Origin of the sequence: Peptoniphilus sp. SGI.035 (assembly GCF_050315115.1) — a bacterium.
GTDB lineage: Bacteria > Bacillota > Clostridia > Tissierellales > Peptoniphilaceae > Peptoniphilus_A.
Map to the genome: position 1 here is coordinate 1 of NZ_JBNPOJ010000028.1, position 12,698 is coordinate 12,698.

The following is a 12,698-nucleotide window of genomic DNA, read 5'->3' on the forward strand; positions in this document are numbered from 1 at the left end:
CAAATCCCGCAAAAAGTCCCCACGATTTTTATAAGGAAGGATTAAAATAGGATTTATTTTTATAAGTACATACTAATTGTGATTATTTATAAATAGGTGGTAATGCGCATTATAGTTTTATTAAAATGAATTTATTGCACAGAGTATAATAACTCTTAAAAGATTTTATTTTGCGAAGGAAGCGTATAAAGCATTCTTCTTAAAAAAATTTTATAACTATGATATAATTATATATTATGAATTGGAGGTCAACATGAAAGAAAAATTACTTGGAATCAAAGATGAATCCATGAAACTTTTAAATGAAGTTAACACAATTAAAGAGATAGATGAACTTAAAGTTAAATACTTAGGCAAAAAGGGCGAACTTACTCAAATTTTAAAGGGAATGAAAGACCTTTCAAAGGAAGAAAGACCTGTTATGGGGGCTCTTGCCAATGAAGTGCGTGAAGAAATAGAAAAGTCAATCGAAGAAAAGAAAGCTGAAATTAATGACAGAATTTTGAAAAAGAAACTTCACGATGAGAGGATTGATGTCACTTTAAAAACTGATGATATTTTATTGGGACATAGACATCCACTAAAGAAAACTCTTGAGGATCTTGAAGATTTATTTACTCATATGGGTTTTACTGTTTACGATGGTCCTGAAATCGAAACAGTGGAAAACAATTTTGATCTTTTAAATGCTCCTAAAGATCATCCTTCAAGGGATATGTCTGATACTTTTTATTTTGACAAAAATACAATTCTTAGATCGCAAACATCTCCTGTTCAAATAAGGGCAATGAAGGAACATGGCGCTCCAATTCGCATGATATGTTCTGGTAGGGTTTTTAGATCTGACGAAGTTGATGCTACTCACTCACCAATGTTTCATCAACTTGAAGGTCTTGTTGTTGATGAAAAAATTTCTGTGGCAAATTTAATTGACACTTTAAATTATTTTGTTAAGTCTTTTTTTGGCGAAGATATGAAGACTAGATTTAGACCTCATTATTTCCCATTTACTGAGCCAAGTCTTGAAGTTGACACTACTTGTCCAAGCTGTGGAGGCAAGGGTTGCAAGGCTTGCAATTATACTGGATGGAGCATGGAACTTTTGGGATGCGGTATGGTTCACCCTAATGTTCTTAGAAATTGTGGAATTGATCCTGAAAAATATTCTGGTTTTGCCTTTGGTATGGGAATTGACAGAATTGCAATGGTTAGATATAAAATCACAGATATTAGAATGATGTTTGAAAACAACAAGAAGTTCTTGGAACAATTTTAAGGAGATAGAGATGTTATTACCGATTAAATGGCTTAAAGATTATGTTGATTTCGATTTTGATGTAAAAAAACTTGCAGATGGACTTTCCAATTCTGGTTCTCACGTTGAATCAATTATCATTCCATCACAAGGTTTAGATAAAATTGTAGTTGGAGAAATTGAAAAAATTGAAAAGCACCCAGATGCAGATAAGCTTGTTATTTGCACTGTAAATGTTGGCGACGAAGTTTTACAAATTGTAACTGGCGCACCAAATGTTTTTGAAGATGCAATAGTTCCCGTTGCACTTCATGGTGCAACTGTTGCTGGTGGAGTTAAAATTAAAAAGGGAGAACTTAGAGGAGTTGAATCCAATGGAATGCTTTGTTCACTAGAAGAACTTGGTTTTGAAAATTCAGTTATACCTAAGGAAGCGAGAAATGGAATTTTTATTTTTCCTGAAGGTACTGAAATTGGAAAATCTGCTTTGGAAACTCTTTTTATGGATAATGAAATTCTTGAACTTGAAATCACACCAAATAGACCGGATTGTTTGAGTATCATGGGAATGGCTGTGGAAACTGCTGCATCCTTTGATCTAAAAACTAAACATAATGATATAAAAATAAAGAATGAAGTTGGAGATTTTTCTGATAACTTCGATGACATAGTTATTGAAACTGAAAATTGTAAGAGATATTATTCAAAAATTCTTAAAAATATAAAGATTGGACCATCTCCACTATGGATACAAGCATATCTTATGCAAGCAGGAGTTAGACCAATTTCAAATATTGTTGACTTGACAAATTTTGTAATGCTAGAATACGGTCAACCTCTACATGCCTTTGACTTAGATACATTAAAAAACAAAAAAATTGTAGTAAGAATGGCAAAAGATGGTGAAGAAACTGTAACACTTGATGGCGAAACTAGAAAACTTACTAGCGATGATGTTTTAATTACTGATGGAAGTGAAATTATTGGTCTTGCTGGAGTAATGGGTGGTCTCGATTCTGAAATCACAGAAAAAACTGTAAATGTGCTTTTAGAAGGTGCAAACTTTAATAAAGAAAATATTAGAAAGACTTCGAGAAGACTTAATTTGAGAAGTGAAGCTTCCTCAAGATTTGAAAAAGGAATTGATGTAAATCTTGCAAAAACTGCTGTTGACAGAGTTTGTGAACTTGCAGAAATGTTAGGAATTGCTGAAGTTGTTGGAGGAAGTAAAGATGTTGGCTCTTTTTCAAAAGAAGAAAGGGAAATAAAGCTTAGAAAAGAAAAGGTCAATGATTTAATTGGCGTAGATTTTAGCATGGATGAAATTTCTAGTATATTAAATAGACTTGAAATTGAAACTGATGTTAAAGATGACTATTTAATTGCAAAAATACCGAGCATAAGACTTGACCTTGGAATTGAAGAAGATTTAATAGAAGAAATTGCAAGAATTTACGGTTACCACAATGTTACACCTCAAAAACTAAGAGGAACACTAACCGTTGGAAGAAAGCCTAGATTTAGAAATGTGGAAGATAGAATTAAAAATCTTTTAATTGGTCTTGGATATTCTGAGTTTATGACATATTCCTTTGTTAGTCCATCTTCTTATGAAAAATCAAATTATGATGAAGATGAAAAGAATATTATAAAAATTTTAAATCCACTTGGAGAAGATTATTCAATTATGAGGACTACTATTGTACCTTCAATGATTGATGCTCTTGCTAAAAATTATGCCAGAGGAAATGAAAATGTTGGTGGATTTGAAATTGGAAATACATTTTTCCCAACAGATGATGAACTTCCATCTGAAAAATTAAAACTTACAATGGGATTTTATGATTTAGGAGATTTTTATTACTTAAAGGAATCCATTGAAAAGATTTTATGGTATCTTGGAATAAATGAACTTGAAGTTAAAAGAAAAGAAGTAAGCTTCTTACATCCAGGAAGAAGTGCTGAATTTATTTTAAAGGGAGAAAGCCTTGGAGTATTTGGAGAAGTTCATCCAAAAGTCCTTGAAAATTATGGCTTAAAGAAAAAAGCCTATGTTGCTGAACTTGATTTCGATAAAATTGTTGAAAACACAATTGACAATTACACTTACAAAGAACTTCCAAAGTATCCAACTATGAAGAGAGATTTTGCTTTTGTAATGGATAGAGATGTAGATTCAGTTGAACTTGAAAAGATTTCAAGAAAGTATGGTAAAGATCTCTTGGTATCCTTTAAAGTATTTGATATTTATGAAGGCGAAAATATAGAAGATGGAAAGAAGTCTGTGGCTTTTTCACTTGTATTTAGAGCAGCAGATAGAACTTTAGAAGACAGCGAAGTTACAGAAATTTGTGAAAAAATAGTTGCTGAGATTGAAAGTGAAATTAAAGCTAAATTAAGATCCTAAGGAGGCTATTATGTCCGATGCAAAAAGAATCGAAGTTACAATTGACGATATGAAATTTATTGTCATGGGAAGTGACAGCGAAAAGTACATTAAGGACCTTGCAGCAGAGCTTGACGAAAAAATCAAAGAAACTGCGAGAAGTAATTACAAATTAAATCAAGTGCAGACTCTTGTGCTCTGTGCCTTAAATGTTTTAGATGATTTGGAAAAGATGAAGTCTGACAAGATGGATTTGGCAAATGTGGATGATGACAAGAGAGAAATCATCGAAAAAATGGAAGAAATTAAAGATTTAAAAAAACAACTTTTAATTTTTGAAGAAGAAAACAAAAAGGTTAATAAAAATTTTAGAGAACTTCAACAGAAATCTCTTGATGTAGAGGACAGAAATAGAAAGATAAATAGAGATCTTCTTGAAAAAAACAAAGAAATAACAGATTTAAAAGAAGAGATAAAAAAACTTGAAGAAAATATTTCCGCATTAGAAGAAAAAAACAACAGTGCATCGAGAAGAATAATTGATTTAACAAGAGAATTGGAAAATCTTTATGAAGAAAAATAAATATGAATTACTAGCACCTGCTGGTGATATGGCTTGTCTCAAGGCAGCTGTATCGGCAGGTGCTAATGCTGTTTATTTGGGTTATGATGAATTTTCCGCAAGGGCAAAGGCAAAAAATTTTAACAAAGAAGAATTAATTGAAGCAATAAACTACGCTCATCTTAGAAATGTGAAAATTTATGTTACTTTTAACATTTTAATTGCAGATTTTGAAGTAAAAAGAGCTATGGAAAGCGTGAAGATGTTATACGAGATTGGTGTAGACGCGTTAATTTTACAAGATATTGGTATTGCAAGTGAAATACGCAAAAATTTTCCAGATTTTGAAGTTCACGCATCAACACAAATGGCTATAAACAACTTTTATGGTGCAAAATTTTTAAAGAACATGGGATTTTCAAGAGTTGTACTTGCTCGAGAAACTCCAATTTTTGAGCTTGAAAAAATAAAAACCTTAGACATAGATGTTGAAACTTTTATCCATGGAGCACTTTGCGTTTGTTATTCAGGCGAATGTTTAATGTCATCTATGATTGGCGGGAAATCTGGCAATCGCGGAGAATGTGCTCAGGCTTGCAGAAAATCCTATGAAATTTTAGATTTTAATGAAAATAAAATTGGCAAAAGACTTTATTATATTTCGCCAAAGGATCTAAACACGCTAGATGATGTTGCAAAAATTATAAAATCTGGTGGATATTCACTAAAAATCGAAGGTAGGATGAAAAATCCAGAGTATGTTTACACTGTTGTTTCATCATACAAAAAATCCTTGGAGGACAAGTTAACTTTAGAGGACAAAAAGGACACAAAACAAGTTTTTAATAGAGGATTTACCAAGGGACTTTTTAATGGCGACTTTGGAAATAATTTTATTTCATCAGATAGACCTGACAACAGAGGTGTGGAAGTCGGAAAAGTAATTGAGGTAACAAAAAATTCGGCAAAAGTTATTTTTGACGAAGACATTTACCAAGGGGACGGAATTGAATTTTTGTCAAATGGCGGAAGATTTGGAATGAGATCTGCAATATTTTATCCCGCTAAAATTCCTCATGAAATAAGTTTATTAAAAAAACCAATTTTAAATTCAAAAATAAATAGAACTTACTCAAAAAAATTATATGAAAAAGTCGACGAAAAAATTGAAAGTTTTGATTACAAAAGAAATTTAGATGTGAATTTAAAAATAAAAATTGGCGAAAAGCCAACTATTAAAGTTATCTCAGGAGATTACAGGGCATTTTATGAGCTAGATAAAATTGTTGAAATTGCAAAAAAATCTGGGCTTAATAGAGAAAGAGTAGTAGAAAATATTTCAAAGACTGGCGACAGCATTTTCAAAGTGAAAAACATTTCTATGGACTTAGACGAAAATGCTTTTCTTTCAATTTCTGCCATTAATGAACTTCGAAGAGAAGCAATTGGAATTTTGGAAAGTAAAGTTTTAAAAGATTCTGTGGATAGAGTTGAAGTAAAATGCAATTTAGAAAACAAAAAAATAGAAAATAAGTATAAAAAAAGTAAAATTAAAGTTTTCTTCAACAAGTTTAAGGATTTGGAAAAGTCTAATTTGAAAAATATTGACGAGATAATAATTAGAGCAAAAGATCTCAAAAAATTTAGTGAAAAATATAATAAAGAAGTTTCAATATATCTCGATAAATTTTATTCTTACGACGAGCTTGAAAGTTTGAGAGAATATGTTTTAAAAAACGAGAATGTAAAGGGTATTTGGATAAATAATCTCTCTGAATACTATATCTTTAAGGACGACGGCATAAAAATAAATGGAGATATTGGACTAAATGTATTTAACAAACTTTCATTAGACTTTTTTAAGAATTTGGGTTTTAATTCAATTACACTATCTCCAGAATTAAATAGTGGACAAATTCAAAAAATTATCATAAATTCAGATGCTGAGATAAATGTGATTTCTTACGGACGAGTGCCAGTTATGACGATGAAACACTGTCCCTTCTCAGTTATAAAAAATTGCGTTGATGAGAGAAATTGTCCAAGCTGTAAATTTAAAAATTATTTATTGAGGGACGAGAAATCAGTGGATTTTGAAGTATTAAGACAGAATACTTTTACAGAAATTTTTAATTCTTATCCAATTTTGTTAGATGGTTATGTAAAAAAACTCGTTGAAAACAATGTAAGTTTGCTCCTCTTGGCAGATGAATTTACAGATGAAGTAGTTGAACTTTATAAAAACTATGAAGAAGAAAATTTTAAAAGGATAAAAAAGGAACTAGAAGACAAGTACCGACAAGTAACTAAGGGACATATAAACAGGGGGATTGTCAGTGGATAATTCTTTTAATAAAGCATCAAAAACTTTGGAGTTTGACAAAGTTTTAGGTGAACTTAAAAAACTTGCTAGTGCAAGTATTACAAATGAATATATCGAAAGCGTGGAAATTTCTACGGATTTTAAAGAGGTAAAGGAAAGGCTTAACGAAACTAACGAGGCTCTTAAATTAACTTTAGCAAAGGGAGAACCTCAGCTTTTTGGCATTGTAAACATAAAAGATATTATTAAGCGTGTTGAAATTGGTGGTGCTCTTTCTGCTGATGCACTTTTAAAAGTTTCTGACTTTTTAAGAGTGTCGAGGGGATTAAAGACTTATCTTAAGAAGGATTCCAATAGTGATGAAGAGATAAAGTTAAATTACATCGACAAATTAATCGAAGATTTATATACAGAGAAAAGTCTTGAAGATGAAATAAATTCAAAAATTATTTCTGAAGAAGAAATTGCCGACGATGCTTCTCGTGAATTGCTTAGAATTAGAAGAGGTATTGCAGCAAAAAAGGATTCTATAAAAAATAAATTAAATGGAATTTTAAGCTCCCACGCGGATTTTTTACAAGACTCTCTTGTTACTCTTCGCGATGGAAGATACGTTGTACCAGTAAAAATTGAGAATAAATCTAGAGTAAAAGGTCTGGTTCACGATATATCTGGCAGTGGTCAAACTGCATACATTGAACCAATGGCAGTTGTTGATGCAAACAATGAACTTAAAGAACTTTATGTAAAAGAAAATATTGAAATTGAAAAAATACTTAGAGAATTATCAGAATTAGTTGCAAAATCTGCCGAAGATATTAAATCTAATCAAGACAAATTGATTGAGTTAGATTTTATTTTTTCAAAGGCAAAACTTGCCATAAATTATCGGGCAAATATGCCAAAGATAAACAACGAAGGAAGAATTAATTTAGTAAGTGCTTACCATCCTTTCTTAGATAGGAAAACTGCAGTTCCTATTGACATAAATCTCGGGATTGATTTTTCTTCGCTAATTATTACAGGACCTAACACTGGAGGTAAGACTGTAAGCTTAAAGACAGTTGGACTTCTTTCACTTATGACGCAGTATGGACTTCTAATTCCAGCAGAAGAATCCTCTGAAATTGCAGTTTTTGAAAAAGTTTTTGCAGATATTGGAGACGAACAGTCAATTGAGCAGTCGTTATCAACTTTTTCATCTCACATGGTAAACATTGTTTATATTTTAAAAAATGTGACGAGAAATTCTCTTGTCTTATTTGACGAATTAGGTGCAGGAACTGATCCAACAGAGGGTGCGGCACTTGCTAGAGCAATAATGGAATTTATGCTAGAGAAAAATATTAGATGTATCTCCACAACTCACTACAATCAGTTAAAGGTCTATGCACTTACAACAAAGGGTGTTGCAAATGCGAGTATGGAGTTTGATGTTGATAGTCTTTCTCCAACTTATAGACTTTTAATCGGCGTTCCGGGCAAGTCTAATGCCTTTGAAATTTCACGAAGACTTGGACTTCCAGATGAAATTATAGATAAATCAAAAAAACTTTTAAGTTCAGAGAATATTGAATTTGAAAGCGTCTTGCAGTCAATTGACGAAGACAGAACTAAAATAAGAGAATATAAGGAAGAACTTGAGAGAGAAAGAACCGACTTAGAAAAGGAAAACAAAAGATTACAGTCTAAGATTAAAAGTTTAGAGGATCAAAAAGAAAAAATCTTGGAAAAATCTCGCGAAGAAGCAAAAAGACTGCTTCTAAATGCAAAAGAAAATGTAGATATAATTTTATCTGAAATAAATGAAGTTAGAGACAATATTAGTTCTGAAAATTCAAAGAGAATTCAAGAAGCACAAGATCTTTTGCGTGAAAGCTTAAAAAATTCTAGAAATAATTCTGAAATCGAAATAAAAAAAGCAGCCAACCCTATTAGAGAGATAAAAGTTGGCGATAAAGTTAGGACATCTCTCGGGAATATAGCCACAGTAGTTGAACTTCCTGATAACAAAGGAAATGTATTAGTTCAGTCTGGCATTATGAAAATGAAAATGCCTAAGGAAAGTTTAACGAGAATAGATGTGCAAGAAGATACTACTAAGCACAATACTAGAAAAATACTTAAAAACAAAGCATCAAATATTAGTAGTGAAATAGACATTAGAGGCAAAAATTTTGAAGACGCACGAGATATTGTGGATAAATATTTAGATGATGCCTATCTTTCTGGATTAAAATCAGTTAGAATAATTCATGGAAAGGGCACAGGTGTCCTTAGACAAAAGTTGCGAGGACATTTTAGAAATATAAAGACTGTCAAATCTTTTAAAGATGCAGAGTACAATGAAGGTGGCGACGGAGTCACTGTGGTAACATTAAAATAAGGAGTCAAGATGATAAATTTTAGAGAAGAAATAATAAAAATACTTGATGAAAAAGTTGAAAGTTTAGAGCCAAAGGAAATTGACAAAATGATAGAAGTGCCACCAAATTATGAGCTTGGCGACTTTGCTTTCCCAGTTTTTAGTTTGGCAAAAATTTACAGAAAAAACCCTGCTGTGATTGCAGAAGAACTTGCAGCAGAAATTAATTCAAAATATTTTGAAAAGATTGAAAACAAAAATGCTTACTTAAACTTTTATATTAACAAAAGTATTTTAACTGGAGAAATTTTAAAGGAAAGTGTTGAAAAAAGGGAGGACTTTGGCAAGGAAAATTACGGAGAAAATAAAAATGTAGTTGTGGAATATTCCTCTACAAATATTGCCAAGCCTTTTCACATCGGTCACATTAGATCTACTGTAATAGGCGATTCGCTAAAGAGAATTTATAAATTCTTAGGGTTTAATACTATTGCCATAAATCACTTAGGCGATTATGGAACTCAATTTGGGATGTTAATTTACGCATACAAAACATGGGGAAGCAAGGAAGCAATTGAAAAGGATCCGATTAACGAACTTTTAAAATTATATGTAAAAGTAAATGCAGTTTGTGAAGAAGACCAAGAAGTTAAAGATGAATGTAGATATTGGTTTAAGGAACTTGAAAATGGAAACAAAGAAGCTGTAGAAATTTGGAAATGGTTTAAAGAAGTTTCCCTTAAAGAATTTAACAGAGTTTATGATATGCTCGACATTCAATTTGATTCTTACAATGGTGAATCCTTTTATTCAGACAAAATGCCTGCATTAATAGAAGAATTGCGCGAAAGAAATGTGCTTGAAGAATCAGAAGGTGCTGAAGTTATTAATTTAGATGAATTTAATCTACCACCAGCAATAGTTGTAAAAAGCGATGGAACAACAATTTATTTTACAAGAGATTTAGCAGCGGCAAAATATAGACACGAAAATTACAAACCTTACAAAAATATATATGTAGTTGGAAGTCAACAAAGTCTTCACTTCAAACAGCTTAAAGCCGCACTAAAAAAGGCAGGATTCGATTGGTATGACGAGATAATTCACGTTCCTTTTGGAATGGTTTCCCTTGAAGATGGAACACTTTCCACAAGGAGAGGTAAGGTAGTTTATCTTGAAGATGTTTTAAATAAAGCCACAGACAAAGTTCGTGAAATTTTAAATGATAGAGAAAAAGAACAAAATCAAAAAATGGAAAATAAAGAAGAACTTGCACAAACAGTTGGAATAGGTGCAATTAAATTCCAAGAATTATTCAATGGAAGAATTAAAGATTACACATTTAATTGGGACAAAACTTTATCTTTTGAAGGTGAAACAGGCCCTTATGTACAATATGTTCACGCTAGGATTTGCTCATTATTAAAGAAGGGCAATTTCGACATAAATAATGAAATAGACGCAAATCTTCTAAGGGAAGAAAGTGAAATAAATATAATTAGAAGTCTTTACAATTTCACAAATATAGTAGAAGACGCCTGTGAAAAATGCGAACCTTACTTTATAACAAGATACACAGTTGAACTCGCAAAGAACTTCAACAAATTTTATAACCAGACACAAATTTTAGTTGATGATGAAAGATTAAAAAACACAAGACTTTTACTTTGCTACACAGTTAAAAATGTAATAGCAACAGGACTATATCTTCTTGGAATAAAAGCACCAGAAAAGATGTGATTAAATGAGTTTTTTTGAAGATTTAAAATTAGTTTACACAAAGGCAATTAAAGATACATTTGTAAAAATAAAAGCCTCGCCAATAATCTTAATACTTCCATTTATGTATGGAATTATTTATGGAATAGGATTCTTTTTAATTGGAAATTTACTAGCACAAGTTATTGGTGGACTAATGGGTTTTATAATTCCACTATTTACATCCTTGATTTTGTCAAGTTACTTTTCAATATTAAGTGATTTAATTTATTATAACAGAATAAGTTTTAGGAATTTTAAAAACACCTTTATGGCATACTTTGCATCAATTTACTCAATATATTTTATATTGATGATAATATCTTTTTTACTTCCAGCTTTTGGAGGTAACCAAGGCATTTATTTACTAATATCTGCTGCAATAGTTATTGCGATAAATCCAATAGCAGAGTCCATTTATATAAGTGGAGATTATTACACAAGCGCATACATTAATTCCTTTGAATTTATTAAAGAAAATTTAATGCTTTGGATAATTCCATATTTAATATATTTAGTAATTCTTAACTTATTTGGATTTGATTTTTCACTAATGATTACATCAAATAGCATAGTAGATATTCCTCTTGGAGAAAATCTTGTAAATGGAATTAATTATTTAAAACCATTAGATCCTTACAATTTAAAAATTCTACTTGCAAGTGTAATAACAGCAATTTATGCAGTATTTAGAGGCAATTTGTATAGAATTTTAAAGGGTTCAACTAGGAGAAAAAGGGCTTACATGGGAGAACTTTAATGGAAAATCTTTTTAGAGAAGAAATAAATAAAAAATTAAAAAATATAGTCTTTATAGAACTAAAAGAAGAATACCAACTGGGAGAATTAAAGCTTCCCGTTGGTTTCTCTTTACCCATAAAACTAGACTATATTATAGAAGGAATAAAGGATAAAGAATTAGAAGAAGAGATAAATTTAGAAAAAATTGTAGAAGCGATGATCTATCTCTTGGGAATTGATCCTGAATTTAAGTACAGCAAAAAATATAAAGAAATGTTAAAAGAATTAAATATGGATATAAAAAATTATGCAATGCACAAAGCATTTATAAATCAAGAGACAAACCCATTGGATTCTTACATCTTTTTAAAAGGTTGTGAAGAATTAATTGGAAAGGACACAGACATAATTTTTAAAGAAGGAAATATTTTAGAATCATTTTACAATAAAAACCAAGAAGAACCAGAAAAAAGTGAAAAACTAATAAATATAATCATAAAAAAGTATAATGAAGTTTTAAATTTAGATGAAAAATATAGCCTTGCTTATTATAGGCTTGCATACATCAATCTAGCACTACAAAAGTATATAAAAGCAAATATGTACTTTGAAAAATTTATAAACTTGTCGGATAACGAAGAATTAAAAGACGAAGTTAGAAAAGAAATAGAAATAATTAGGGACTATGTAAACTTTGACTCTGCAAAAACCTACTTGTCCTATGGCGAATACAACAAAGCACTAAATTTATTAAATGACATTTCAGAAAATTTTAATAAAGACGAAAGCTTTTACTATGTAGTAGCAATAATATTTTATAATTTAGGCGATTTTGAAAGAGCAGAAGAGTACGCAAGACTATCTATTGATAAAAAAATATTAGAAGAAAACACAAATTTATTATCAACACTTTATGCAATGAAAAATAAATTTGATGAAGCAATAGAAGTTTTAAAAATGGGACTCTTAGAAATAGAAAATAGTTATCCCCTAAATTATAATTTAGGGATAATATATTTGAACAAAAAAGAAAGTGAAAAGGGAATAGAATGTCTAGAAAAAGCCAATAAATTAAAGCCAAACAAGGAGTTAGAAAAATTCATAAAAAATTTAAAAGAAGGTATTGACACTAAATAAAAACCAGTGTATACTATACAAGCTGTCTCGTGAGGCAACCTTCTTAAAAACAAAGTAAAATAATTTAAAAAATTGTAAATTTTGCTTGACAAAGATTTTTTAAGAAGTTATAATAAATAAGCTACTTCAAAAGGTAGCGAGAAACATGATAATTAAATAGTGTGAAGATAA

General features: G+C 30.5%; 8 protein-coding genes. All 8 read left to right on the top strand.

Annotated elements, in window-relative coordinates; translation table 11 throughout:
- Window positions 1-253: 253 nt before the first annotated feature.
- The 8 genes from pheS to ACQRC6_RS09200 are packed head-to-tail and all read left to right on the top strand — an operon-like array spanning window position 254 to window position 12,527.
- Complete coding sequence (gene pheS / locus ACQRC6_RS09165) at window positions 254-1,276, top strand: phenylalanine--tRNA ligase subunit alpha (RefSeq protein ID WP_293558558.1); 1,023 nt, start codon at window positions 254-256, stop codon at window positions 1,274-1,276.
- A gap of 10 nt (window positions 1,277-1,286) precedes the next feature.
- The gene (gene pheT / locus ACQRC6_RS09170) at window positions 1,287-3,662 is read left to right on the top strand and encodes a phenylalanine--tRNA ligase subunit beta (RefSeq protein ID WP_427848647.1); all 2,376 of its coding nucleotides are present in this window, start codon (window positions 1,287-1,289) and stop codon (window positions 3,660-3,662) included.
- Between the two features lie 10 nt (window positions 3,663-3,672).
- Window positions 3,673-4,224, top strand: a complete 552-nt coding sequence (gene zapA / locus ACQRC6_RS09175; RefSeq protein WP_427848648.1) for a cell division protein ZapA — start codon at window positions 3,673-3,675, stop codon at window positions 4,222-4,224.
- A complete protein-coding gene (locus ACQRC6_RS09180) occupies window positions 4,211-6,547 on the top strand; it encodes a DUF3656 domain-containing U32 family peptidase (RefSeq protein ID WP_427848649.1) in 2,337 nt (778 codons plus the stop codon). Before zapA ends, ACQRC6_RS09180 begins: the two co-directional genes overlap by 14 nt.
- The gene (locus tag ACQRC6_RS09185) at window positions 6,540-8,912 is read left to right on the top strand and encodes an endonuclease MutS2 (RefSeq protein ID WP_427848650.1); all 2,373 of its coding nucleotides are present in this window, start codon (window positions 6,540-6,542) and stop codon (window positions 8,910-8,912) included. Before ACQRC6_RS09180 ends, ACQRC6_RS09185 begins: the two co-directional genes overlap by 8 nt.
- Before the next feature lie 9 nt (window positions 8,913-8,921).
- The gene (argS, locus tag ACQRC6_RS09190) at window positions 8,922-10,631 is read left to right on the top strand and encodes an arginine--tRNA ligase (RefSeq protein ID WP_427848651.1); all 1,710 of its coding nucleotides are present in this window, start codon (window positions 8,922-8,924) and stop codon (window positions 10,629-10,631) included.
- A 4-nt stretch (window positions 10,632-10,635) separates the two neighbouring features.
- A complete protein-coding gene (locus ACQRC6_RS09195; RefSeq protein WP_427848652.1) occupies window positions 10,636-11,409 on the top strand; it encodes a hypothetical protein in 774 nt (257 codons plus the stop codon).
- Window positions 11,409-12,527, top strand: coding sequence for a tetratricopeptide repeat protein (locus ACQRC6_RS09200; protein WP_427848653.1), 1,119 nt, complete (start codon window positions 11,409-11,411; stop codon window positions 12,525-12,527). Before ACQRC6_RS09195 ends, ACQRC6_RS09200 begins: the two co-directional genes overlap by 1 nt.
- Window positions 12,528-12,698 lie beyond the last annotated feature (171 nt).